This is a genomic window from Bradyrhizobium erythrophlei (assembly GCF_900129425.1).
Taxonomy (GTDB): domain Bacteria; phylum Pseudomonadota; class Alphaproteobacteria; order Rhizobiales; family Xanthobacteraceae; genus Bradyrhizobium; species Bradyrhizobium erythrophlei_C.
In genome coordinates, this window is sequence record NZ_LT670817.1 from 8,038,982 (window position 1) to 8,062,864 (window position 23,883).

The window sequence follows — 23,883 nt, forward strand, 5'->3', positions numbered from 1 at the left end:
GCAGAAGCCGGGACCGAAGAACAGACTCTAGTGTGCCCTCGATGCTTGCGGATGCTCGAGAAAGAAACGCAGCATTTCCCTCGTTGCATCCGGCCCCTCTCCGTCCGTATAGGATCCTGCCGGGCTGCCTCCGGACCAGGCATGGCCGGCGCCGTGGACATTCCAGTGCTCCAGGACCTCGCGTTCGCCGTCGGTGTGAGTCGTGCGGGTATACCCATGCCCTCCCGGAATTTGCCCGCGATGCACCTTCTTTCGCGTCCTTCTCGCTCCGATGGCATGTTCGACGACGTGGGCGCCGTTGTCGGGATGCACAGTGGTGTCGCGGTCGCCGTGAAAAATAATGGTCGGGACCATCGGGCCGCCCGCCATAGTTTGGCGACCGCCTTTGCCCCCTTGACGCATGGCGGCGAACGCCGAGGGCATATCGGTGGCGGCTCCGCAGGCGAGGCCGGAATGGATCCCGACCGCCGCGTATAGATCGCTGTAGGTGGCACCCATGACTGCCGCGGCGGCGCCTCCGGCCGAAAGGCCGGCGACGAAGACGCGCTTCGGATCGACCGAATAGTCCTGCATGACACGGCGGGTGATGCCCGCGATCAGCGAAGGCTCGCCTTCGTCACGGCGCTGGTCGGCCGCGCGAAACCAGTTCCAGCATTTGGACGGATTGGCGCCGCTAGGCTGCGCCGGATAGACCACCAGGCAGTTCTGTTCTTCCGCGATGAAGTTCATTCTGGTGCCGGCTGCGAAATCGTCCGGCGACTGGGTGCAACCGTGGAGCATCACCACCAGCGGGAGCGGCTGACCTTGGTGGTAGCTGCTGGGGACGAAGAGCTTGAAGGTCCGGCTTCCGGCCTCGTTGCTGTAGGCGCCTTCGATGAACTTCGTACCCACCGGCGCGATGTCGGTCACCGAAGCGGGAGCGTGCTTGGCGCCCCGCAGGCCGAGCCAGGTGCCGTCCTTCGCGCGATCGAACAACGGTCGGCGCCGACGCGCCATGGCGGCGGGCGTCTCCGCCGGTGCTGCGCGGTCGGCGTTGCCGACGCCATTGGCCTTGGGGTCGATCGTGGGCGGGGTGCGGTCTGGAAGACTGATGAGACCTTTAGCGGTCGCGAGCGGGCGCTCGCCTCGCAACATGCACTGCAGCAGCGCCGTGGCTTCGGTCAGTTGCCCTGCTTGGGTCAACCGTGTGGCCTCGCGGAGCGTGTCCTGATTCAACATCGTGTTCACCTTGTCCTGTCGGAAAGAGCGGCCTTGACCGCAGGGGTGGCATGGAGGGCTCCGAGCACGGATACCGAGGCGATGGTGGCGCGGGCGAGATCGGGAGAGACGTCCTGCGCGATGCTGGCAAGACCGAGCACGTTGATATGCAGCATCTCGCCGGCTTGCCGCGCCGCTTCGAGATCCGCGCGCGTGTAATTCCGCAGACCGAGGTCCAGGCCTTTACGGGCCGTGGATTGCTTGACCACGTCGGCGTGCCGCTCGAGCTGATTGCGGATTGCCGTCCGGATGAAATCCGTGCGGTTCGAATAGAATCCGTCCTTCACCATCAGATCCACATGGCCCAGGTCGACATAGCCAAGATTGATGGTGATCTTCTCGGTTTCCGGAGGCTTCGGCCTTAGGTCCTGCACATTTAAGGGCATCTCATCATCCATATACCATCTGTACGGATTGTATATGGATGTCCCTGCACGATGTGCAAGGGGAGAGCACCGTGGAGCCCGTAGGGGATTACGACATGTCATCTCTGCGGCCTCGGTCAAGGCCGCCCACGCCTCCGTCCTCATGGATCGCTTCAAGTCCAGATTGAAGAATCGCCTGCAGGGGCAGACCGGCGGGGCCACGCTTCAAGGCCGGCGTCATGGCGATCGTAACGGAGGGAGGCGAGGTCTCGCCCGGGGACCGGATCCGGGCGGTCCTTCCTGCGCCTCCCCATCTGGACCTGCCACTACTTTAAGCTGACGCATCCTCGCGACGGGTTCATACGTCGCCGAGATCGTGGATTTCCGGCCGCAGGTTGTCCGGCGTCACGTCGATCGTCGCAAGCGTGATGGGCAGCCCGAAGCGCCGCCGGCCCGCGCTTCCTGGATTCAGGTAGAGCACGCCGTCGGCCGTGTCGATCTTCGACGCATGGGAATGACCGGACACGACGACGTCGATGCCGCGCGCGATCGGATCGATCTGCAGAGTCTTCAGATCGTGCAGAACGTAGATCGATTTTCCCGCAAGTCGCACGACCTCGGTTTCAGGGTATGCAGCAGCCCAGTCGTCGATATCCACATTTCCTCGGATCGCGGTAACCGGGGCGATGCGGCGCAGCGCGTCTATAATTTCGGGACGTCCGATGTCGCCGCCATGAATGATGTGATCGACGCCAGCCAGGCGACGCTCCGCCTCCGGCCTGAGCAGCCCGTGCGTGTCGGAGATGATCCCGATTCTGAATGTCATCGGTGGCGGCGGCTCTTAGTGCGCCTCGGTTAATGTTCGATTTCGGCCATAGTCACTACCACAGCACGGTCCGGAACGTTTCCGAGCAGATCGCCGCTGTTGGACGGCCGGTCCGTATTCGGATGGGAAAAGGACGCAGCCAAAGGCGGCGGGGTCGTCGCGATCGAAGATCTCAAGGTGACGAAGGTGCCACGGTCGAGGTGCCGGGCACCTCGGTCAGCCAGAGACCTTCGGCAGGTCCGCAATTCTCACCAGTCCGTGTTGGCTGGTGAATGTCAGCGTTCGATCGGCGCTTTGGGCCTGCGCGACGCCGAAAATCCGATGCGATCCGGTGTCGTATACCGAGACGGTACCTCGATCGTCGATCACCAGCCGCCGGGTCTCGGGAAAAACCGCGTATCGGAGATCGTTCTGCGCACCCACCGCGGCCGGCCTCCCCAATCCGGCCGGCCACCAGTCGTCCGATCGGTTCGGCGAACGGTAGCTGACCTCGTCTCCCCCAGGACGTACCCCGCCGGCTGATTCCGCAGTGTCCAGATGGGCCGCGATGTCGCTGCAGAGTGCGTCCAGCTTGGCCTTGAGTTGCGTGTTGAACATGTCGCCGACCATCGACATGCCTGGCGACCACTGCGACATCCCGCCGAAGTCGGCGTGGCTGAACTGCGCCATCCGGCCGCCGCCGCTCCGGAGAGCCGCGAGCACGACCTGCACCGCGGCGGGCGAGACCGAATGCTTCTTCGCCAGCCGGTCGACCAGATCTCCGTCGTTTGCGGACATTTCGTGATCCCCGATTTCCAGGTTCGATGATGAAACGCCTCAGGCGGAAGAACGCGCCCGTTCTGATCCTGCGGCACCGACGAGCGGAAACGTTGGTAGGCGCTGATGGCCCGGTTGGACAGTGCCAGCCGGCTGCGTGCGCTGGCCCCGACGGATCATGGTCTCGATGACGTCGCTGAGAAACCGACTTGCCGAAGCCGTCTCCCAGTTCGCCGCTCCGCTCAAGGTAGTCCCAGGCGATCTGGAACGAATCCTCGAGGAGTTGGGAGAGCGAGACGGTCATGAGCAAAAAACCAACGAGAACCGTTCGCGTTCCCTGTCATCTCCGCTTCGCCGCTCGCTTTTCTACTTTGATCGCAACCGGCTCGGACCGAAAGACGACATCGCCGAACGCGTGGGCTTCCGGCGTGTCCAAGGCATCGCAGACCGCGAAGCGCGGATTCCGCCAATCGCGTCCGGATGCGATCTGCCGAGCCTCCTCCTCGGTATCCCCTGCGACTCCCTGGCCTGTCGCTTGGCGTTTTGCACAGGCAAGCGGAACACGTGGACAAGCCACAGCCCTTGCGAAAGCGAATCCCTGCTCTGTGCTAAGCGCCCGGAACCACCGGGAGGACGAAGGGATTCGTCAGGCAGGAGCGATCTCGATGCTGATGACGAAGGAACGGCTGCCGGCGATCCGGACACTGCGCGGATGGGCTATCTCGGTGCTGCAGGACGCCGGGGCCATCCGCGAATGCGAAGATCATGGTTGGATGCGGGATCGCGCCGACCCGCACGCGCGCGAGCGGGCCTTCGCCATCGCCCGCGAAGAGCCGCGGCCCGGGGTCGTCTGAAGCCGCCGCCGTCGCGGTCGCGGAGGTCCTCGACGGAATCGGCGACACCTGCCCCGAGCGCCCACCCGAAGACTGAGGCTGCCTCAGCAGCCCTTGCAGATGGTCTTGAGCCGCTGGTTCAGCAAGCGATCGAAGTCCTGTACGTTAGGCTCGAACGCCTTGGCTTCGAAGCGCCCGCGTCCGCCACGGCCTTCCGGCACCGGCAGACCCTGGACAAGCTGCATGGTCGAAGACGAGCTCTTGTGGAGGTCGGCATCGAAGCTCTTGTATGCGTCGGAGTTCTTCCACGCCTGCGCCTGCTCGGCGTCGGCGAACTGAATCATCACGATATGTTCGGAAGCGGCACCCTCCCAGGCAGGCGGTTTTTCCGCATCGACCGCTAGTCGTCCGGTGAACGGAGCCACAGCAGTCGTCATATCCTGGATCGCTTTCTTGAAGGCATCCGCATCGGACACCGCCGAAACCGTAATGAGCATATAGGCGGGCGCCATCATGTGCTCGCCTCGGCCCATTCTGCCGCCTCCATGAAGGCCAAAGCCGCCCATCCCGTGGCCGCCGCCTCGCGCCGTCGCCGGCGCGCACCAGAGCAGGCCGATCAGCGCACACAGGGCAACGGTCCTCAAAAATCGATCGGCCGAGGACCGAGTCCGGTCCTGCTGCGGTTCGCCTGCTGCCTTCTTCGCTCCCGTCATCGCCTGCTCCACGATCGATGATTTCCGGTGCAACGCAGGAGGGATTGGCCGGTTCCGGAACCAATCTGTCTGTGCCAGTTTGAATTGGCGTTGGCGGAGTTCGTAGGTGGCGTTTCTCGTCTACGCCGGCAAGGTCGACCATGGCTTCGACAAGGCATCCGCGGCCGACCTGCAAAAGCACCTGAGCCTTTGATCCGCAAGACGCAGCCGTACGCGAAACGGATCGCTCACAAGGGCATCTGGGTCGAACCGAAACATCTCGCCGAGATCGAGTACCGGGCGAAGTCGGCAGAGGGCAAAGTCCGGCATCCGTTCTTCAAGGGGCTGCGACGATATCTGACGATGACGCGGGGGATCACCGGGACGGATCACGAGGGCCGCGCCCTGAAGGGAATGCAAGGCATGCAAATTCTTGAAGGAGCAGTTCGCCAATGAGCCGAACATCGACCCTGCCGAAACGCCTGCAGCCGATGCTCGCAACTCTGACCGATGCCCCGTTCGACGACCCCGGCTGGGTCTTCGAAGACAAGTACGACGGTTTCCGGATGATCGCCGAGATCAAGAACGGCGCAGTCGCGCTCTACAGCCGCAACGGCGAGATCATCAGCCGCAGCTACATCGAGGTCGCCAAGGCTCTGGAAAGCGTCGAGGCCGACGCCGTGATCGACGGGGAACTCGTCGCGATCGGGAAAGACGGCGTGTCGCATTTCCAGCTTCTCCAAAACGCGCTGCGCCATGAGGCGAAGCTTCTGTACTGCGCCTTCGATCTCACGTTCGAGAACGGCGAGGATCTGCGCAAGCGGCCACTCCTGGAACGCAAGAAACGGCTGAAGGCCATCCTGCCGCGGGACAAGCTGATCGCGTTCAGCCGGCATCGCGAAGCGAGCGGCACCAGGTTCTTCGCGGAGGCCGAACGGAAGGGCCTCGAAGGCATCATGGCGAAGCGCGCTGACAGCCCTTACGCGTCCGGCAGCCGGACCGCGGATTGGCTGAAGATCAAGACCGCGAAGCGGCAGGAGGTCGTCATCGCCGGCTTCACGGCGCCTAGGCGCACACGCCCCTTCTTCGGTGCCCTAGTCCTAGCTGTGAGGGAAGACGACACTTGGCGATACATCGGCCATGTGGGCACCGGGTTCAGCCACCAGACCTTGGAAAAGCTGCACGGCAAGCTCGTGAAGCTGAAAGTCGCGAAGTCGCCCTTCCCCGGCAAGGTGAAGGACGAACTCGTGACCACTTGGGTCAGGCCGTCGCTCGTAGCCGAGGTTAAGTTCGCGGAATGGACGAGCAAGGGCGAACTGCGCCAACCCGTCTACCTCGGCCTCAGAACCGACAAGCGCGCGAAGGATGTCGTGCGCGAACGCGAACGGTCGCGGAAATAGCCCGTCCCCCTTCCCGCCACCGGCAAGGAACCAATCCATGAGCCGTCTCGCGCCTTTTATTCAGTTCCGGCTCGAGGCCGTCGAAGCATTAGGCCCGGCTTTCCTTCCACGCCGCAAGTCCTCGGCGAGACGTCGTACCTCACGGAACCGCCGGCCGATGGACCGGTTGATCGAGCATATGTACAGCGACGGATCCGATCCCGAACCCACGGCGTCCTCGGCTCTAAGGATCGTCGGTCTCGCCAGCGACGACAAGCATCGCTTCAGCAAGTCGCGACACGAAAGCCTGGTTCTCCTCAAGGGCATCGGGGTCGAAGGTGATGCTCATGCCGGACCGGTCGTCCGACATCGCTACCTGATGCGGCACGACCCGACGATGCCGAACGCACGACAGGTCCATCTCATAAACTCCGAGCTCCTCGAGACGCTGCGCGCGGAGGGCTGCATTCTCGGCCCCGGCGACCTCGGCGAGAACGTGCTGACTGCAGGCCTCGACCTCGAATCCTTGCCGCTGGGAACGATCCTGAAGCTCGGCGCCGAAGCCGCCATCGAGTTGACCGGCCTGAGGACACCGTCCGTGCTGATCGACCGATTCAGAACCGGTCTCAAGCATAAGTTGATCATGCCGGACGCCGATCGTCCGGCATTCCGATGCGGTGTCATGAGCGTCGTCCTCTCAGGTGGCCGAATATTCGTTGGCGACCGGATCGAGATTCGGTTCCCGCCCGAACCTTGGCGGCCTCTGCCGGCCTTATGAAGTCCCGAGGGGAACGCCCTATTTCGGAGATCAGCTTCGCGACTGGAACCGACGCGCTCTTCCGGTCTTAACCGAATATTTCCAATCGATGGAGGATCCCATGCCTCGCGGCGACAAATCCAGTTACACCGACAAGCAGAAGCGCCAGGCCGAGCACATCGAGGAAGGCTACGAACACCGAGGCGTTCCGGAGAAGGAGGCCGAACGGCGCGCTTGGGCGACCGTGAACAAGGAAACGCACGGCGGGAAGAAGAGCGGCTCCGGCCGCGGGACAGAAGAAGACCATTCGCCGTCGAGGAAGGGCGGCCGGTTGGGCGGCGCTGCATCTGCCAAGCGGCCCGCCGCCGAAAAGTCGCGATCGGCCAAAAAGGCCGCGCAGACCAGAAAGCGGCGCGCCGCGTGAGGGTTTGAGCCGCAGATCGTCGTCGCGCGACCAAGCAGGAGTTGCCCATGGCCGAGAGGTTCAAAGGCAAGATCGTCATCGTCACGGGGGCCGCTTCCGGCATCGGAGAAGCGACAGCACGCCGCTTCGTTGCAGAGGGCGCGAAGGTGGCCCTGGTGGACCGCAACAACGAGTCGCTGGAAAAGGTCGCGAAGAGTCTGCCCGGCGACCAGGTAATGGTCCAGGCCGCCGACGTGTCGGACTCTAGCGCCGTCGACGGAATGGTCGGGGCGGTCGTGGACCGCTTCGGCCGGCTGGACGTCATCGTGAACAACGCAGGCGTCCACGAAGGTGGCGACCCGACTTCCATCACGGACGAGAAATGGCGGACCGTGATGTCGACCGACGTCGACGGCGTGTTCTATGGCTGCCGCGCAGCACTCCCCCATCTCGAAAAAACCAAGGGCTCGATCGTGAACACGGCGTCGGTCTCAGGGACTGGCGGCGATTGGGGCATGAGCCCCTACAACGCAGCGAAGGGTGCTGTCCCTATCGCAAACTTATTCTGACTAGCAGTTGATCGAGAATCGGGCGATGCTCTTGCGAGATGAGAGATTTTGTCAGGCTCATTGTTTGGATGGTCGCAGATCTGTTTCGGTCGCGGACAGCGCTTGAGGTGGAAATTTGGATGTTGGGGCAGCAGATAAACGTTCTGCGGCGAACCGCTCCTAAAGAGACAGACCTTCAGCGCCATCGACCGCTTGATTTTTGTTTGCCTTTATCGGCTTCGCCCTGGCGTTCGCGATGCGCTGGCGATTGTCAAGCCGGAGACCGTGGTCAAATGGCATCACGCCGGGTTCCGATTATATTGGCGATGGAAATCGAAAGCGCGGGGTGGCAGGCCAACAGTTCCGTTGGCGATACGCAAGCTTATCCGCGAGATGAGCATTGCCAATCCGCTGTGGGGAGCGCCGCGGATCCATGGAGAACTCCTCAAGCTCGGCGTCGATGTCGGACAGACGAGCGTGGCCAAGTACATGGTCAGGCGACGAGACCCGCCGTCCCAAGGCTGGAGGACATTCCTTTGCAATCATGCGGACGGGATCGCTGCGATGGATATGTTCGTCGTGCCGACAATCTCGTTTCGCCTGCTCTATGGATTGCTGATCATGGGGCACGGCCGGCGACATATTCTGTGGTTTGGCGTCACAGCGCATCCAACCGCAGAATGGATCGCAAATCAGGTCACGGAAGCATGCGGTTGGGAACAGGCTCCCCGCTATCTCATTCGTGACCGAGACGCGCTTACGGTGAGGTTTTTATCCGCCGACTCCGATCGATAGGCATCCGCGATCGACCGACGTCGCCGCGCTCCCCTTGGCAAAATGGATATGCTGAAAGGCTGATCGGTTCGATCCGACGGGAATGCCTTGACCACGTTATTGTATTCAGCGAGCGCCACCTCCGTCACCTGCTGCTCTGTTACATGAAATATTACAATGGGGCCCCGCACCCATCTATCCCTGGAGAAAGATGCGCCGGTCTCGCGCGCCGTCGATCGCGCCGGGCACATTCTATGTCGCCCAATCTTGGCGGACTGCATCACCAATATGGCCGGATTTAATTTACGACAGGCACAGCCCTCGGAGAAGAACCTGATGGATGATCCGAACGATCCAATCAATCGCGAGAACGCGGAGCTCGACCGCATGACCAAGGGCATTTGCCGCGCTTGCTAACAACTGGCCTTCTCACCTCTCCTCGTCCGGATGCGCCGACAGATACGCATCAATCTCCCGCTCGCGAGACAAGATTTGGAGAAAGCGGAAGTTGAAACGGGATGAATAGTGTCCGCCCCCCAACAATTTGTTTGTTCCTTTGATGGAACAGCAGTTTTGATTCGCGCCCTTCGCTTGCCAGTGCAAGTCTCCCGTAACCGGGGCGGACGGGGCCATTTCGAAAGCACACAATTTTGAGCCCGGTAGGCCGCCGGATATTGCCCGGCGGCCTTTGCTCTGTTCCGCTTGCTTTCCGCAGGTTTAGACAAATGACCCACCCCAAACGCCCAGCGCGTGAAGCGGCGCCCTCACCTCTCCTCGTCCGGGTGCACCGCAGCGGCCCGAAAAATGCATGTCAAATCACGCCTTGGAGGGTTTGATTCCCCTCTTGGGCTTTTCTCCCCATCGCCTTGACCGTCGCATCTACCCGCTGCGGCGGTCATTTTTTGGGCCGAAGGACCGTCGCCGCCTGTATAGATCCCAGGCATGGCGAAGCCGGAAACAGTTGGAATGAGCTATGGGGCCCTTCGAAAAGAGTGCCTCGAAGCCGTTCGCCAATGGCCTGGATGCGAAACGGTAAGTGGCATCCAAGTTATTCGAAATAACACTCCCGGCGGCTTCTCTGTCCGCGTGACTTTGTACGGGAAGGCCGACCAGAAAAACCGCCAATCGCGCGATCGCCTTCGTGCAACGCGAGAAGCGACGCCTTTTTCACCTGACCGAATAGCGCCCTCAACTCTCATCGTCCGGACGCCGGTCGCGGAAAGAAACCGCGGTGGCTGAGCGCGCAGCTCAAGTCGGGCTAACAGATCGAAGATTTTCGGATCGGTTTCTAGGCGACTTCAGGTTCAAGCCGCGCCGGAGGCGATGGCCGGGGGCCGCGATCCGTAGTTCTGCTTTCCTGACATGCTCGCGTAATCGGTCCAATTCGCGGAACTGAGCCTTGAGATTGCTGTCGTGTCGGCGATGGCTGCAAGGCGCTCCTGAAGAGTCCTCATTTGAGACCCCAAACTAAAATGGACGCTACAAAAAACTACAGCTGGTCACGCAACTAAATAACTATCCGGATTCCGTGCGAGCCTCATACGCGACTGCCGGTTTCCCAGTTCCGTCGCTGCCCTCATAGAACCGGCGAGCGGCGCGAAGGTTCCGCTGTCGCCAGAAAACCCGACGGCCTGAACCGGCGCCGCGCGCCTCACCGCTCCTCATCGGGCCCGGCGCCAGAGAAACGGCCCCAGCTTGGGGGTCAAGCTGAGGCCGTCGGGCTCTGCATCATAACGTGCCGAGTAGCCGGCACGATCGCAGAACCCGCTAGCGTACAAACCGTTCCCCTCGACGAGTGGCCTATTTTAAATCCGCGACTGGCCTAATTCGGCCGGTACCAAAATTTCGGCCCTGTGTCGGCAATCGGACAGCAACCTCAGCCCGTGAGCGACCGTTGTTCTTGCTGCCCGTGTAGACTTGGCATTCGGGCACTGATCCAGATGGAAGGGGTATGGCGGCCCGGCGCCGCCCCGGATCGAATCGGCCGGCGCGCCGCTTGAGTCCCGGTTCTGTTGCGGAGTCGCCGTTGTGTCCTGGTCCTTACGTTTTTGCCGAACCGATCGTGCTGGAGGATGGCAGCAAACTCGCGACGTTGCGCGACGCAATCAGGCACCTCGCCCAGATCATTCGACGGCAATAGAACTTGGATTTCTGAGAAGATGTAAGGCCGCCGCCTCAGTTGGCGGCCTCTTTCATTGCAGCCTTGACAACGGGCCACGCGGCGCATGGTCTGACCCGCCTGTCAGATGATCTTCGATGTTATCGGCGATCTCCTCGCAGACCGACGCCAACGCAAGCAGTTCGGTTTTAACGAAAGGATCGTCGGCCTGCTCGACAAGTTTCCGACACATGGCCGCTTGATCCCATAGATAGTTAATCCAATCATGGATGCCGAACACAGTACCGTTGAGCTTGGAGTGGTGACACATAGTGGAGCTTTCACTAGAAGGCCGAATGCGTGAAGCTGATGTAGGTTCGCCATCTGCCGACACGGGCAGAGCCATCAGCGATTACCGAATCTCTCGCCCCGGCCTCATATGGCGACGCGGCTCCCAATCACTAATGGGAAATTTCGAAGGCAGTAATCGGAGCAGCCGATTGCACTGGCATCAGCCCGGAAAAGGACGCTGCTCCGATACCGATGACCATCTTTTGACTTGGCAGCAGGGTCTTCTCGGCATTCTGTGCCGCATGGAAAGACAAGACCGGCAGAAGCCAACTTCACCGCGCTGTGTCAGGTGCCTAAGTTCGCCGCGAGTATGCTTGACCCGCCGACCGGGCGGACGTTTCACATGTTCGAATGCGTGTGCGGTACTAGAACTTGGATTTCAGAGAAGATGTAAGGCCGCCTCAGTTGGCGGCCTCTTCAGTCGCCACCGCGCCGGACTGCCCTCATTCGCCTGGCACGACAAGGAAACAGCCCAGCTTTGGGCAGGGACAAGCTGGGGCCGCAGTTTACATAGGAGGAGTGCCGCATATCGGCACAATTCTGATGTCTGTTCGCAGGACGCCGATTCCCATTAAATTTTGCTTTAGAAACTGTCCTATTTCAGGTCACATGATCGTGGCACGCCGATTGCTCGGTTGAGGTCGCCGGGATTTAAAGACCCGGCCACGGAAATGCCAACGCCGCCGAGCGATCATATTCCGCTTGGCGGCGTTGTGCGTTTTGAGGGCTGGATCCACCGTAACCTTTATCCGCCAGAGTAAAGGCCGCCTCAGTTGGCGGCCTCTTTCATATCAGGTTCGCCATCGCGTAGCGCGGGCTTTTGTCCATCGCCTCGACGCCTGCGGCGCTGCCTTCCTCGGTTCATCTGAAATAGGGATAAGAACGGCCTCGAACGTCAAGTCCGGCGCTTGTTTAGCGGTCCCGGTACATGATGCCATCGTGGCGTGGATCTACCGGAAATGGTCAAATCGAAGTTGTCGATGCCGAAAACGGAAGGTTGTCCCTGCGTGTGCCGCTCCGTGGCAATACACGCCGTAAATTTATCTCCGTCCACAACGTATGACCCGTGTACGCGAGCACTGTATCGCCACCGGTCACTTTGCCGTCGTAAAGCTCTACAATGCCGGTTCCTTCTCCCTGCATCATGCAGCGTCCTTCTTCCTGCCGGGTTCTGAACCAAGCCGAGTAACTGCCATTTCGAAGCATGTGCCCACCTATGCGACAACGTGAGGTAGCACCGATAGGTTGCCGGATGGTTTACTGACAGGCGGGTTTTGCTTTTAACTCTAATGCGATGGGCCTTGGCGCGGCGGCTCCGGACCTTCGCCAGTCTCAATCTCCGCGTCGTGCACGTGTACAGGCAGCCTCATGTTCAGCGCCGCTCACGCGCCCGTCAGACGGTCCTCGATACTATTGGCGACCTGCTCGCAGACCGACGCCAACTCAAGCGAGTTTTTTTTCAGGACAGGATCGTCCGTCTGCTCGGCAAGTTTCCGATATGTGGCCGCTTGGCCCCGTAGACATTCAGACCAATAATGCATGCCGAACACAGTATCGTTGGGCTTGGAGTGGGTGACAATCCGTAGTGGAGCTTTCACTAGAATGCCGAAGCGTGAAGCTGATGTAGGTTCGCAATCTGCCGACACCACTAAATTGAGTTTCAGAAGGCAAGCGCCTCAGTTGGTAGACCTGACCGGTCTGGCCTCGCCAACCTTCTCGACGCTGTTACCTGCATGAAAACTTAACGTGATACGTCGCCTGATGTGCTCGATGCTCTTGAGCTTGCGAACCGCCTGATCAATCGCAGCGGCCATTGCCCCCACCGCGCGGCTCTTTTGCGTGCGTCTCACGCGCTTGATGATGATCGCTCGAACGTCCGCACCGAAGTCCTTTCTAAAATACCATTTAATGGCAGAGCGAACGCCGCCTTCCCATGTTGTTCGGTAAGCTATTTGTCGAGGATCACTATGATGAATTTCGCACTGATTGGCGCTGCCGCCGTCGCCGCACAGCAGCTTTGGCAGTTCCTGCGCTGGTGCAGGCCGCTATCGAACATCCCGGCTATCGCCCGCATTTCTACCCGAAATCAAATCGTCAAAAACTTGGGGGCGGGCAATCCGCACGCCGATGGCGGTTATTATCGCGACAACAACTGACAGAACGGGTTGGAGACGCAAATCGGGTTGATGGGCAAAAATGGCGGACCCTTCGCCAGCGCCCGCAAGGCTTGCCGCCACGTCTACGACGCCTTGGCGAGGGACTGGGACCCTATCAGTCCCTTGGCGCTGCTCTTGGTACCTACCGGTCTTGTAGAACCTCTAAAGCTGGTCGCAGTGGCCGTTGCGGGCGATGGCCATTGGATCACCGGCACAGTCATGATTGGGGCCGCTTATGCTGCGAGCCTGTTGCTGGTCGACCGGCTGTTCGTAATGGTCAAGCCCAAACTGCTGACCTTGCCTTGGTTCGCTCGGCTTTGGCGTTGGTTTGTCGCGGTTCGCAGCAAGGCGGTTGAACTGTTTCGCAGGGCGTGAAACGAATACCCCCGCCTGAAGCGAGGGTTCCTTGGCGTCCGACCGCCGACTTGGCGCTCATGTGCCGCCTGCGGGTGGCACGAGCCGCAGCTTTTTAGGAGCGAGCGCACGGTCAATGGCTCGCTCCGCTTGCGATGCGGCCTCAGCCTTCGTCGCGGCTTGGCCTGTCGCCGAGCGGTCCGCATCTAGCGAAACCGACCATTTCCAGACCTGCCGCCCTAGCCCTTGAATGAGCGCGTACTCAACACCGCGATATTTCATGCCGGTGGAAACCGGAATGGCGCTAGGTGGTTCCGAGCCGCGCGTGCAAGTTATAGCGGCAACGATGATCGCCCTGAGCCTATCGAGCGGCGGTTCGTCATGCCGCCGCCGCCCGATCTTCCTTGTCGGCACCACGTGCAACGATCCTCTGGCACAGGCCGATGCAGCGCCCTCCCCTCATCCCACGGCGCACGCATCCGAACGTCGGCCGTTTCGTTTGGAACTACGAGAGACGGCTTCCGTAAACATGCTTGATGGGGATGGTCGCGAAATCGACTTCGTGTAGGCATCGCACGTTGATGGACCACGTCCCCGGACCTCTTCGTGGCTCCCTGAAAGGGAGTATCCCGCAGGTCGCAAGAATCTTTGGCTGTATGAGTATTAAACGAGTAGGTCGTCAGGTCCTCGATCGGCGTTAGCATACGAAGGCAATGAACCTCCACCCGGTGCAATAAAGCACCTCTGCGTCGACAGATCGAGCAATCGCAGATGCGAACATGATCTATGTCAGCATCGACCTCAAAGCTAGTTTTCCCGCAATGGCAAGAACCTTGATAGGTTTTCAGCATCACCAGTTCCTTTCCCTGAGTAAGCACAGCTCAGTTTGCCGCCTCTATCGTCACCTTATCCTCTTTGTCGGCACCACGGGCGACGATCTTGAGTGCATCATCAGCCAACGGTCGCTGCAGCGCCCTCGCCTCGTCCCACGGCGCGCGCATCCAGACATCGCGTTCCTCCTCAGTCGCCAGGATCACCGGCATGGCCTTGGGATGGATCGGCTCAACGATAGCGTTGGGCGCGGTCGTCAGGAAACCGTAGACGTTATGCGGGTCGGGAATGGGCTTGGACGTGCCCCGGTCGCCCTTGAATTCGGTCCAGATGCCAGCAAACGCGAACGGCGGGCGATCCTCATTCAGGGCGAACCACGCGACGTCCTTTTTTTGGTGTCGATCTGACCGCGGCTGCGCGCGTCGGGCACTGGGACGACAAATGGCGCGTGCCGCCTTGTGTTGGCTCATCCCAAACAGTTGGGTAGCAAAATGGTAGCAGGCAGGTGCGCGCACCGCTTTTCACATACCTTGCGGCGACGGCAAGTTCATTATTGTCCGCCACTGGAACCAAAGTCCCATCGCATTATTGTTTCTTGAAACAATGGAGGGACATTATGATTTCCAAATGTCTTGCAATAGCATTCCTGGCTACCGCGTCGATGACCGGCACGGCGTCGGCGCAAACAGCCACAAACCCAGTGGATTCGACTGCCAGTGCTACCGCGCACAAGGAGGGTGAATGGCGCGGGTCCAAGCTCGCCGGCATCGATGTGTATAATGAAGCAAATGAGAAGATCGGCGACATCAACGACGTGATTTTGGATAGGTCGGGCAAGGTGGCCAATGTCATTCTAGGTGTGGGCGGCGTTCTCGGCCTAGGCGAGCACTACGTGGCAGTAGGCTTCGATAAGCTGAAGTGGGTTGATCAGCCGGTGACCTCGACAACTGCCTCAACAACATCCGCACCGGCGAATACTCCTGCAACTACTTCTGCTCCAGACGGCACCACGCGAACCACCACGGGTGCCGCAACTACCACCACGACAACCACCACAACCAGCGCCAGTAAGCGTTGGTATCCCGATCACGCGGTGTACAACGCCACCAAGGATGAATTGAAGGCCATGCCGGAGTTTAAGTACTAACTCTCGACGTACGATCCAAAAGCCGCCCTCACGGCCAGCGGCGTCAGCCTTCAGCTTTGGGTCGGCGCCGTTATCCATATCCATCAGTGCACGACATGGCTGGATGCCGCTCCAACCGGCCATACATGATGTGGGCGAATATGCCGCACGAGCACGCCATGATCCCGATCGGTCCGCCAGGGGCAACGATAGCGGGATCGAAAACGGGAATGCCACGGGAACTACCTTAGCGCGAGCGTCATGACCCGCGCCATCTCGCGACGTGAGCTCCTGGAACCGGACAACCGGCCAAACGTTGTCAAAAAGCTAGAATTCCACGCTGCGCAATATGCAGCATTTCGAGGGAAGACGCGTGGATATCACCACGCTTCTCATCATTGTTGTTCTCATTCTGCTGCTTGGCGGCGGCGGTTGGTACGGCCGTGGACGCTGGTACTGAACGTTGCTGATTGATCTGTAACTAGCGAGGCGTTACGGCACGCCGCGGGAGACACGCCCTCTGGTGCAGCGCCCGACGAGATCGAAGAACAGCGGTGTTTCATCGGGCCGATCTCGCGCCGAAAAGCGGCCGCACGAAGGGACAGTCCCTTAGCGACGCTTTCTTATCGGCAGGTCGCGGTGGTTAGGAGCGGCTCTCCGCCTGGTAAGTACTTCGCGACCTACGGGGGCCTAGTAGCTAGAGGATGGCCGGGAGATTTTTCGTATCCGAGCCGAAACTTGTTTCGAACTCCTCGTCAAGAGCATCAGCGCATTTGTAACTCTGCTTGCGTCCAGATTCCTGGACTGGGTGCAACTAGCGCGACGTTCCACACAATCACGATCGAGAATGCCGGGTTCGAGTTGGCTCTTGTGCAATGGTTGGTGCTCCGCCACGAACTTCCAGATCAGCACGTCCTTGATCATCGGATCATCGCCAGCTACGGCTAATTGCACACTCGTCACGATGAGCTGTTGCCTATTGCTTCGCCGTGCCGCCAGCAGCGGTCGTTCTACCGCGCGAGCGGTTTAGTCCATTGGCACGTTTGAGACATGCCGACTGACTCTGAGCATGTCTGTTTATTGGGGTAGACCGGAAATGGCCGACCAACTGCCAAAACGGCGCTTTTGCCGAGTAGGCCCGGGGAATTTCACCCCGAGCCCCTCACAGAACCGGACTTGACACTCTCGCGTCATCCGGCTCGTGCCACCGCACGAAGGCTGCCGCCTTCCATTGAACATCGGATTCTTCCCGTTGCCGGTTGACCCGAGCCAAATGGCGATGGCCCGCTCCCTTCGCTCCGCGGGCATTACACCCGCTTCATCGCTACTACGAAGCAGTCCGCCCCTGCCCGGCGCATCGGTACTTTCGGCCTCGCGGTTGGCGCCGCTTGCGCCTTTTCCCTTGGCATCGCCGATCAGGTTCTCACGTTCCATACAAGAGCCTGGTTGAGCTTCGCGCCGCCTACATGCCGGATGCCGCTTGGGCCGTCTCAGGCATCTCCCAAGCTGATCCCGGAGGAAGGGTCACCCCCCGGTTTTGACATCGTCTAATCCGCTTTCGACACTTCATCGACGGTTTGCTTGCGCTCGCCTCTCCCAACCTTGCCTGCCGGAATCTCGTCCCGGCGTTTCTGCAACGGCGAGCGCTTCGCGCTGAGGAGTCACAGGACGGCCGGCGCGCTGGCACTGTCCAGTGGCCTCGGGGACCGCCGGGGACCGCCGGGGACCCGGAACTACATCGTCGTTCACCGCGGTGATGATCGCTGGCCATCTGCATCGGATCGAAGTTAAGGCTAGCCAGAACCTAGCTGACGCCTTGTCGATCCAACCCCTCCAACCCGGGTTAGTCGCCCTCATCAGGCGGGTCATCTCGGCTGTCTTGTTGCTCATCGCTGAACTCCGTGTGGAGCAGACTGCAACCGGCGAGCGCTTCGCGCCGAACATTCGCGGGACTTCGGCGCCGTATTCGGCGCGCCAACCCGTTCTTGCGGCGGGATTGTCGTTCATCCGGCTCTCCAGATTGGCATCCATGTAACGGTCTTTGCTGATAGGTCGTCCAGGCCGAGAAGGAGGCAGCGTCAACAGCCAGATAGCGATACTTGCGATCGGCGCGGTTACCATAAAGCGAGGCCGCGCATTGATATTGCTATCAAGCCCTGCGCTTGACCGGCTTCTTCTTGTGGGAAGTGAGATTCTTCAAATACACAAGGCCGTCAACCGTGAGCTTGTCGGCATTGTGCTCCCCGCGCTCGGCAAGCGAAGCGATGTACGCTCTAAGTAACGCCCGGCGATTGTTATCCTCAGCAATGCCGTGATCGAGGGAGGAGAAGATGCCCCAAACCCGGTTGGTCACCCGTTCGACGGTAGCGCCATGCACCATGAGACGTCCCCTTTGGGGGACCAAACAGCTGAAAAGCCATTTGTTCCAAATGCTAACCCCGACTGAACAGGTTCGTCTTGTTCCACTGCCCTTATTGCGACGTTAGCGAGTTTAATTCTGCTCTCTCATCACCTCGATTGTGAAATAAGCGCTTGGTAATTTTGGTTTCACGCGGGCCACTAAAGCAATTGCGCCGTCTCTCTACGCCAAGGCGTCGGCCGCGATCCGCAATGGCATCCCCTGGGAGGATCCGTGGGCTTGGTCTTGCGGTTTCTATCCGCTGTCTCACCGGGGCCTGCAGCAGGATGGGACCGCCAAAAGCCTTGAGATGGCCAGGGCCGACTTCGACCAGGCCCTGGCGCGAATACCTGCCAAGGTGCAGCGAGGCCGATTTTCAGACTTGGCGGGATCAGCAGGATTGGACCGAGCGGAAATATGCGAAGTGGGAGAGAGGCGAGAAGTTGCCATCGCAGAAACCGAGTTCCCTGATGAAATGCCCAGGGTGGATGCCTGTCCGGCTCCCACGCTCGCGGTGGAGGATGAGTGACCGCCGAAAGCTAGCGAAGAAGATGCGCAGAGTTGGGTCACGATGGAGCGGCGGCAATGCCGACCATGCACCCTCGGGGGGACAGCCGGCGGTGCATGGGCAGTCATTTGGCTTAAATCATCCCTGGTCGAAGCATAACCCTGATCACGCCGTCCTGCTTGTCCCGAAATCGCTGATACATCTCGGGCGCTTTTTCGAGGTTGGTCGGGTGAGTCACGACGAAACTCGGGTCTATCTTTCCTTCCTTGATCTTGTCGAGTAGCGGCTTGGTGTAGGCTTGGACATGGGTCTGTCCCGTCTTGAACGTCAGCCCCTTGTTCATCGCCGCGCCGATCGGGATTTTGTCGCCCATCCCGATATAAACGCCTGGAATCGAAATCGTGCCGCCCTTGCGGCAGCTCATGATGACCTGCCGCAGAACGTGCACACGGTCGGTAGCGAGGAACGCCGCCGCCTTCACCTTGTCGAGGGTCGCGTCCGCAGCACCGTGGGCAGAGGCCTCGCAGCCGACCGCGTCGATGCAGCTGTCAGGACCGCGCTTGTCGGTGCGCTTCATCAACTCATCATAAACATCGGTTTCGGAGAAGTTGATAGTTTCCGCACCGCCGGCTTCGGCCATGGCAAGGCGCTCGGGCACTTCGTCGATGGCGATCACCCGGCCGGCGCCCATCATGAATGCCGAGCGGATGGCGAACTGGCCGACCGGACCGCATCCCCAAATCGCGACGGTGTCGCCGTCTTCTATCTGGGCGTTTTCGGCGGCCATGTATCCGGTCGGGAAGATGTCCGACAGGAACAGCGCCTGTTCATCGCTGACTTCCTCCGGAATCTTGATCGGGCCGACATCGGCCATCGGAACCCGGAGATATTCGGCCTGTCCGCCGGCGTAACCACCAAGCATATGGCTAAAGCCGAACAGCCCGGCCGGAGAATGACCCATCGCCTTAATCGCCATCTCGGCATTCGGATTGGTTCGGTCGCAGCACGAGAACAGGCCCTTCTTGCAGAAGAAGCATTGGCCGCAACTGATCGTAAAGGGGACGACGACGCGGTCTCCCACTTTTAGATTGGTGACCTCGGAGCCGAGTTCGATCACCTCGCCCATATTCTCATGGCCCAGGATGTCGCCGTCTTCCATCGTCGGCTGATAGCCGTCGAACAGATGGAGATCGGAGCCGCAGATCGCACAGGCTGTGATTTTGATGAGGGCATCTCGCGGGTGTTGAATCTTTGGATCCGGAACTGTATCGACGCGAACGTCGCCTTTGCCGTGCCAGCATAATGCGCGCATGAGAATGCTCCTTTTCCGGGTTGAAAATCGCCAACAGGCTAACAGTTGAACTGTTCCGACGAAGAGAGAAAAATTCGCAGTTCGAAGACGACGTAGTTCGAACTTTTGAAGCGAAGCGCCCGGCCGGACAAATGACGGGAGATGATCATGACTGACGATATCGCCACGACTGCTCGCCTCATGAAAATTGCCGATGCTGCCGTCGAAGAGTTTGACCGGCAGGGTGTGGCCGAGGAGCTGTCCAACCTGAAATTCGACCCCATGGCGCTGGCGCGAGCCGTCATCAAAGCCGCGGACGGCGATGTGATCGACCTCAGCAGCCGCCGCGATCGATGATGATTGAGCGCGTGGCGCTCGCCGGCCAATTCTTTCATCAGCCGTAAATGGAACGATTGTCCGCCGGTCCGATTATAGGCAAATGCATCACCTTTTCCTCGCCATCGCGGTCTCCGGACTGCTGCTCTTGTTCGCCGCGTCGACCCTACTAGTGGCTACACCCGGCCTGCTGGTGCATGCCCCGAGCATGGCCGGTGATCCTTTTAGTCATGTCGCCACCTGGTGATCCGTTTTCGGATGAGCGCGTAGCGCTTCGCCGGCCGGCCGCAGACTTGGGACTCTTGAGGGCGAAGCCCTCACCGGCCTATACGTATGGCGATAAGTCTTGCGATCAGCGGAACGCGCTGTTCGCACCTTTGTTTTCGCAGGCGCGCCATTCAATGCGTCAGCTTATCCAGAAGTTCGCCCTTGTCAAAGCCCCTTAGTCTACGTAGCGCAGGGAAGCCGCTCCATCGACTAGCAACCCTTGCAGACGCTTTCCATCTTCTTGTCGACCCGGTCGTTTTCGGCGTCGATCTCGGCGTCCCCCCTCATCGGCGGGCCCTTCGTTACCGTTCCATCGATCCGGCCACTGCTCGAGCCCCGCGTTAACCTCCTTTATCACCCTTAGTGCGCGCGAGGGCGCTGATGGCCAGGCCGTGGTCTGCCCGTTGCTACGGGGTAGCTCGCCAACGAGAGGGGTCGCGCCAAAACAGCATCGGGTGCCCCGCGTTAACCTCCTTTATCACCCTTAGCGCGCGCGAGGGCGCTGATGGCCAGGCCGTGGTCTGCCCGTTGCTACGGGGTAGCTCGCCAACGAGAGGGGTCGCGCCAAAACAGCATCGGGGGGCCCGCGTTAACCTCCTTTATCACCCTTAGTGCGCGCGAGGGCGCTGATGGCCAGGCCGTGGTCTGCCCGTTGCTACGGGGTAGCTCGCCAACGAGAGGGGTCGCGCCAAAACAGCATCGGGGGCCCCGCGTTAACCTCCTTTATCACCCTTAGCGCGCGCGAGGGCGCTGATGGCCAGGCCGTGGTCTGCCCGTTGCTACGGGGTAGCTCGCCAACGAGAGGGGTCGCGCCAAAACAGCATCGGGGGCCCCGCGTTAACCTCCTTTATCACCCTTAGCGCGCGCGAGGGCGCTGATGGCCAGGCCGTGGTCTGCCCGTTGCTACGGGGTAGCTCGCCAACGAGAGGGGTCGCGCCAAAACAGCATCGGGGGCCCCGCGTTAACCTCTTTTATCACCCTTAGCGCGCGCGAGGGCGCTGATGGCCAGGCCGTGGTCTGCCCGTTGCTACGGGGTAGCTCGCCAACGAGAGGGGTCGCGCCAAAACAGCATCGGGGGCCCCGCGTTAACCTCTTTTATCACCCTTAGCGCGCGCGAGGGCGCTGATGGCCAGGCCGTGGTCTGCCCGTTGCTACGGGGTAGCTCGCCAACGAGAGGGGTCGCGCCAAAACAGCATCGGGGGGCCCCGCGTTAACCTCTTTTATCACCCTTAGCGCGCGCGAGGGCGCTGATGGCCAGGCCGTGGTCTGCCCGTTGCTACGGGGTAGCTCGCCAACTTGGTTGCGTGATAACGCGCTGACGCGGGCCGGGAACGTCCACGATCCGGTCGGCGTAGTCCGACACGGCCGATCTGAGCAATTTTTTCCTGTTGGGCGATCAGGGGCCGCCTCCGAGTCGTGGCGGGGAATGCTGGGCATGGTCTGGCTCGGTATCGGCACGCAGTGGGGTCTCCACACTCACGCTCTGATCGCTGCCAGCAACGCCCTTGTACCGACGATATTCATGACCCGCGTCAGATTGTAGGCGAGTACGCTGAGCGCCATCTCGCTCGCGACCTTCGGCAGCGTCTTCATCAAGAAGTGCGTCGCGCCCATTCTCATCTTGAGCGTGCCGAAGGGATGCTCAACCGTCTCGCGCCGGCGGCGCATGGCCTGGGGATCTTGATCCAGCCGCTGCTGCACGATTTCGAGAACGTGCTCATGCTCCCATCGCGTGATGCGGCGTTCTTTGCCTGTGGTGCACTGATCCTTGATTGCGCAGGTCTTGCAGGCGTTCGTCCAGTACCGGCGCATCTTCTGCCCGTGTTCCTCATTGGCATAGTGGAATTTGAGCTTCTCGCCGGCGGGGCAACGATAGACATCCTCCTCCGGCACATAGACGAAGTCCTGCTTGCCGAAGCGGCCTTCCGACTTCGCGCCCGACGTCATCGGTTTGGGCAACGTCACGCAAATGCCTGCCTGCTCGCAGGCCAGGATCTCTTCGCCATTGAAGTAGCCGCGGTCGGCGACGGCTTCGAGTTTATCGACTTGCAGAACGGCCTTGGCTTCCCGCGCCACGTTCGCCAGTTGTGAGCGATCCGAGCCGATATTCGTCACATCGTGCGTCACGATCAGATGGTTCACGGTGTCGACCGCGACCTGCACATTGTAGCCGACGACGCCCGAGCCACGCCCACTTGTTGCCATCGAGCGGCTATCGGGATCAGTGAGCGAGATTTGGTGATCCGGCGAGGCCAACATTTGCTTCTCGTAGGCTGCGAGTTTGCCCATTTCCTCTTTCAGCTTGTCGAGCTTCTCCTTGAGCCGCGTCGTCTTGAGCACCAGCACTTCGGACGGTTCCTGCCTATCCGCCGTATCGAGCTGGGAGAGATACCGCGCCACACTCTCCTCGAGTTGCGCGCGCCGGCGATCGATCTTCCCCCGGGTAAAATTGCGATCTCGATTATTGACCGCTTTGAACTTGCTGCCGTCGATCGCGACGCTCGCCTTCGCCAACAGACCCATCTGGCGACAGAGATTGACGAAGCTCGCGCATGCCCTGCGGATCGCCGGGCCATTGTCCTTGCGGAAATCGGCAATCACCTTGTCATCGGGAACGAGCCGACCGAGTAGCCATATGACTTCCAGGTTTCGGCCGGCTTCGCGCTCAAGCCGGCGGCTCGACTGCACTCGGTTGAGATAGCCGTAGATGTAAAGCTTCAGAAGAACCGAGGGGTGGTAGGCAGGCCGGCCTGTCGCTGCAGGCTCGACGCCTTCGAAACCGAGATCGGCCAGATCGAGCCCGTCGACAAAGCAATCCACCACACGAACGCAATTGCTCTCCTCGACCCACTCATCGAGGCATTCCGGCAACAACGTCGATTGTCCGCGATCGGCACCCTCAACGAAGCGTTTCATGATTGCCCCCGGCAAATCGCCAAGCGAATCATAGCAGACAGTTCGTTTTCACGCAGCCAGCAACGAGAGGGGTCGCGCCAAAACAGCATCGGGGGCTCCGGCGTGCTTTCTCTCCGACATTTTTCGGGCTGGTTCTCTTTATCCCTTGGCGCGTGGGTGCCGAAGAATCTGGCGCGGCGAAGGATGGCTTCGGCGGGCGCGATGCTGCTCGACCGGCTCGGGCCGCCTGGGCGGTGCAGCGGCGGCTGGCCGCACGATGGAGAGTTTCGGTTTATTGATTTCCGGGCCCCGCGTTAACCTCTTTTATCACCCTTAGCGCGCGCGAGGGCGCTGATGGCCAGGCCGTGGTCTGCCCGTTGCTACGGGGTAGCTCGCCAACGAGAGGGGTCGCGCCAAAACAGCATCGGGGGCTCCGGCGTGCTTTCTCTCCGACATTTTTCGGGCTGGTTCTCTTTATCCCTTGGCGCGTGGGTGCCGAAGAATCTGGCGCGGCGAAGGATGGCTTCGGCGGGCGCGATGCTGCTCGACCGGCTCGGGCCGCCTGGGCGGTGCAGCGGCGGCTGGCCGCACGATGGAGAGTTTCGGTTTATTGATTTCCGGGCCCCGCGTTAACCTCTTTTATCACCCTTAGCGCGCGCGAGGGCGCTGATGGCCAGGCCGT

Annotated in this window: 19 protein-coding genes and 3 pseudogenes; 12 read left to right on the forward strand and 10 right to left on the reverse strand. The window is 60.6% G+C overall.

What is annotated here, in order from left to right; genetic code table 11:
- Positions 1–27: 27 nt before the first annotated feature.
- The 4 genes from B5527_RS38275 to B5527_RS38290 all read right to left on the reverse strand — a co-directional run bounded on the left by B5527_RS38275 (position 28) and on the right by B5527_RS38290 (position 3,225).
- A complete protein-coding gene (locus B5527_RS38275) occupies positions 28–1,218 on the reverse strand; it encodes an extracellular catalytic domain type 1 short-chain-length polyhydroxyalkanoate depolymerase (protein WP_079607825.1) in 1,191 nt (396 codons plus the stop codon).
- A gap of 5 nt (positions 1,219–1,223) precedes the next feature.
- Positions 1,224–1,643: a CopG family transcriptional regulator gene (locus tag B5527_RS38280; protein WP_079607826.1), complete on the reverse strand. Its 420-nt coding sequence runs from the start codon at positions 1,641–1,643 to the stop codon at positions 1,224–1,226.
- A 337-nt stretch (positions 1,644–1,980) separates the two neighbouring features.
- Complete coding sequence (locus B5527_RS38285) at positions 1,981–2,448, reverse strand: metallophosphoesterase family protein (protein WP_079606098.1); 468 nt, start codon at positions 2,446–2,448, stop codon at positions 1,981–1,983.
- Positions 2,449–2,664: 216 nt separating this feature from the next.
- Positions 2,665–3,225 carry a hypothetical protein gene (locus tag B5527_RS38290; protein ID WP_079606100.1) on the reverse strand — a complete coding sequence of 187 codons (561 nt, stop codon included), beginning with the start codon at positions 3,223–3,225 and terminating at the stop codon, positions 2,665–2,667.
- Between the two features lie 644 nt (positions 3,226–3,869).
- Here B5527_RS38290 and B5527_RS38295 point away from each other — a divergent pair.
- Positions 3,870–4,134 (forward strand): annotated as a pseudogene (locus B5527_RS38295) (hypothetical protein).
- 7 nt (positions 4,135–4,141) lie between these two features.
- Here the strand turns inward: B5527_RS38295 and B5527_RS38300 are convergent.
- Positions 4,142–4,750 (reverse strand): DUF1330 domain-containing protein, encoded by a 609-nt coding sequence (locus tag B5527_RS38300; RefSeq protein WP_154072764.1) that lies wholly within the window; start codon positions 4,748–4,750, stop codon positions 4,142–4,144.
- Between the two features lie 115 nt (positions 4,751–4,865).
- On the opposite strand from B5527_RS38300, the pseudogene B5527_RS38305 reads away from it, so the two are divergent.
- The 7 genes and pseudogenes from B5527_RS38305 to B5527_RS47940 all read left to right on the forward strand — a co-directional run.
- Positions 4,866–5,089, forward strand: a pseudogene (locus tag B5527_RS38305) (DNA ligase); the annotation flags it as partial.
- A gap of 92 nt (positions 5,090–5,181) precedes the next feature.
- Positions 5,182–6,129 carry a non-homologous end-joining DNA ligase gene (gene ligD, locus B5527_RS38310; protein ID WP_079606103.1) on the forward strand — a complete coding sequence of 316 codons (948 nt, stop codon included), beginning with the start codon at positions 5,182–5,184 and terminating at the stop codon, positions 6,127–6,129.
- Between the two features lie 37 nt (positions 6,130–6,166).
- Positions 6,167–6,886, forward strand: coding sequence for an MOSC domain-containing protein (locus B5527_RS38315; protein WP_245332418.1), 720 nt, complete (start codon positions 6,167–6,169; stop codon positions 6,884–6,886).
- Positions 6,887–6,986: 100 nt separating this feature from the next.
- Entirely contained in the window at positions 6,987–7,289 is a 303-nt protein-coding gene (locus B5527_RS38320) for a plasmid stabilization protein (RefSeq protein ID WP_079607827.1), read from the forward strand.
- A gap of 47 nt (positions 7,290–7,336) precedes the next feature.
- Complete coding sequence (locus B5527_RS38325) at positions 7,337–7,837, forward strand: SDR family NAD(P)-dependent oxidoreductase (RefSeq protein ID WP_079606106.1); 501 nt, start codon at positions 7,337–7,339, stop codon at positions 7,835–7,837.
- A 543-nt stretch (positions 7,838–8,380) separates the two neighbouring features.
- Complete coding sequence (locus B5527_RS44995; RefSeq protein WP_154072765.1) at positions 8,381–8,611, forward strand: hypothetical protein; 231 nt, start codon at positions 8,381–8,383, stop codon at positions 8,609–8,611.
- Between the two features lie 59 nt (positions 8,612–8,670).
- Positions 8,671–8,892, forward strand: a complete 222-nt coding sequence (locus B5527_RS47940) for a hypothetical protein (protein ID WP_425305119.1) — start codon at positions 8,671–8,673, stop codon at positions 8,890–8,892.
- A gap of 1,890 nt (positions 8,893–10,782) precedes the next feature.
- Here the strand turns inward: B5527_RS47940 and B5527_RS45005 are convergent.
- A complete protein-coding gene (locus B5527_RS45005) occupies positions 10,783–11,094 on the reverse strand; it encodes a hypothetical protein (RefSeq protein WP_154072766.1) in 312 nt (103 codons plus the stop codon).
- Positions 11,095–13,009: 1,915 nt separating this feature from the next.
- On the opposite strand from B5527_RS45005, the gene B5527_RS45620 reads away from it, so the two are divergent.
- Both B5527_RS45620 and B5527_RS38355 read left to right on the forward strand, forming a co-directional pair.
- On the forward strand, positions 13,010–13,195 hold the full coding sequence (locus tag B5527_RS45620; protein ID WP_172842798.1) for a hypothetical protein: 186 nt from the start codon (positions 13,010–13,012) through the stop codon (positions 13,193–13,195).
- A gap of 9 nt (positions 13,196–13,204) precedes the next feature.
- Entirely contained in the window at positions 13,205–13,570 is a 366-nt protein-coding gene (locus tag B5527_RS38355; RefSeq protein WP_245332419.1) for a hypothetical protein, read from the forward strand.
- Between the two features lie 860 nt (positions 13,571–14,430).
- Here the strand turns inward: B5527_RS38355 and B5527_RS38370 are convergent.
- Positions 14,431–14,775: pseudogene (locus B5527_RS38370) on the reverse strand (SOS response-associated peptidase family protein); the annotation flags it as partial.
- Between the two features lie 221 nt (positions 14,776–14,996).
- Here B5527_RS38370 and B5527_RS38375 point away from each other — a divergent pair.
- Complete coding sequence (locus B5527_RS38375) at positions 14,997–15,527, forward strand: PRC-barrel domain-containing protein (RefSeq protein WP_079606111.1); 531 nt, start codon at positions 14,997–14,999, stop codon at positions 15,525–15,527.
- Between the two features lie 2,128 nt (positions 15,528–17,655).
- Here the strand turns inward: B5527_RS38375 and B5527_RS38385 are convergent.
- A complete protein-coding gene (locus B5527_RS38385; protein ID WP_079606113.1) occupies positions 17,656–17,886 on the reverse strand; it encodes a hypothetical protein in 231 nt (76 codons plus the stop codon).
- A 659-nt stretch (positions 17,887–18,545) separates the two neighbouring features.
- On the reverse strand, positions 18,546–19,724 hold the full coding sequence (locus B5527_RS38395; RefSeq protein WP_079606115.1) for a zinc-dependent alcohol dehydrogenase: 1,179 nt from the start codon (positions 19,722–19,724) through the stop codon (positions 18,546–18,548).
- Positions 19,725–19,871: 147 nt separating this feature from the next.
- Between B5527_RS38395 and B5527_RS38400 the strand changes: the two genes are divergently transcribed.
- Positions 19,872–20,060: a hypothetical protein gene (locus tag B5527_RS38400; RefSeq protein WP_154072768.1), complete on the forward strand. Its 189-nt coding sequence runs from the start codon at positions 19,872–19,874 to the stop codon at positions 20,058–20,060.
- 1,722 nt (positions 20,061–21,782) lie between these two features.
- On the opposite strand, the gene B5527_RS38405 is transcribed toward B5527_RS38400, so the two are convergent.
- Positions 21,783–23,222, reverse strand: a complete 1,440-nt coding sequence (locus B5527_RS38405) for an IS1182 family transposase (protein WP_079600895.1) — start codon at positions 23,220–23,222, stop codon at positions 21,783–21,785.
- Between the last annotated feature and the right edge of the window lie 661 nt (positions 23,223–23,883).

Excerpts from the sequence above, each read along its gene's own strand:
- B5527_RS38395 (WP_079606115.1), bottom strand. The coding sequence starts at position 19,724 with ATGCGCGCATTATGCTGGCACGGCAAAGGCGACGTTCGCGTCGATACA.
- B5527_RS38400 (WP_154072768.1), top strand. The coding sequence starts at position 19,872 with ATGACTGACGATATCGCCACGACTGCTCGCCTCATGAAAATTGCCGAT.
- B5527_RS45005 (WP_154072766.1), bottom strand. The coding sequence starts at position 11,094 with ATGGCTCTGCCCGTGTCGGCAGATGGCGAACCTACATCAGCTTCACGC.
- B5527_RS38320 (WP_079607827.1), top strand. The coding sequence starts at position 6,987 with ATGCCTCGCGGCGACAAATCCAGTTACACCGACAAGCAGAAGCGCCAG.
- B5527_RS44995 (WP_154072765.1), top strand. The coding sequence starts at position 8,381 with ATGGATATGTTCGTCGTGCCGACAATCTCGTTTCGCCTGCTCTATGGA.
- B5527_RS38385 (WP_079606113.1), bottom strand. The coding sequence starts at position 17,886 with ATGGTGCATGGCGCTACCGTCGAACGGGTGACCAACCGGGTTTGGGGC.
- B5527_RS38280 (WP_079607826.1), bottom strand. The coding sequence starts at position 1,643 with ATGCCCTTAAATGTGCAGGACCTAAGGCCGAAGCCTCCGGAAACCGAG.
- B5527_RS45620 (WP_172842798.1), top strand. The coding sequence starts at position 13,010 with ATGAATTTCGCACTGATTGGCGCTGCCGCCGTCGCCGCACAGCAGCTT.
- B5527_RS38405 (WP_079600895.1), bottom strand. The coding sequence starts at position 23,222 with ATGAAACGCTTCGTTGAGGGTGCCGATCGCGGACAATCGACGTTGTTG.
- B5527_RS38315 (WP_245332418.1), top strand. The coding sequence starts at position 6,167 with ATGAGCCGTCTCGCGCCTTTTATTCAGTTCCGGCTCGAGGCCGTCGAA.
- B5527_RS38325 (WP_079606106.1), top strand. The coding sequence starts at position 7,337 with ATGGCCGAGAGGTTCAAAGGCAAGATCGTCATCGTCACGGGGGCCGCT.
- B5527_RS38275 (WP_079607825.1), bottom strand. The coding sequence starts at position 1,218 with ATGTTGAATCAGGACACGCTCCGCGAGGCCACACGGTTGACCCAAGCA.
- ligD (WP_079606103.1), top strand. The coding sequence starts at position 5,182 with ATGAGCCGAACATCGACCCTGCCGAAACGCCTGCAGCCGATGCTCGCA.
- B5527_RS38300 (WP_154072764.1), bottom strand. The coding sequence starts at position 4,750 with ATGACGGGAGCGAAGAAGGCAGCAGGCGAACCGCAGCAGGACCGGACT.
- B5527_RS38285 (WP_079606098.1), bottom strand. The coding sequence starts at position 2,448 with ATGACATTCAGAATCGGGATCATCTCCGACACGCACGGGCTGCTCAGG.
- B5527_RS38290 (WP_079606100.1), bottom strand. The coding sequence starts at position 3,225 with ATGTCCGCAAACGACGGAGATCTGGTCGACCGGCTGGCGAAGAAGCAT.
- B5527_RS38375 (WP_079606111.1), top strand. The coding sequence starts at position 14,997 with ATGATTTCCAAATGTCTTGCAATAGCATTCCTGGCTACCGCGTCGATG.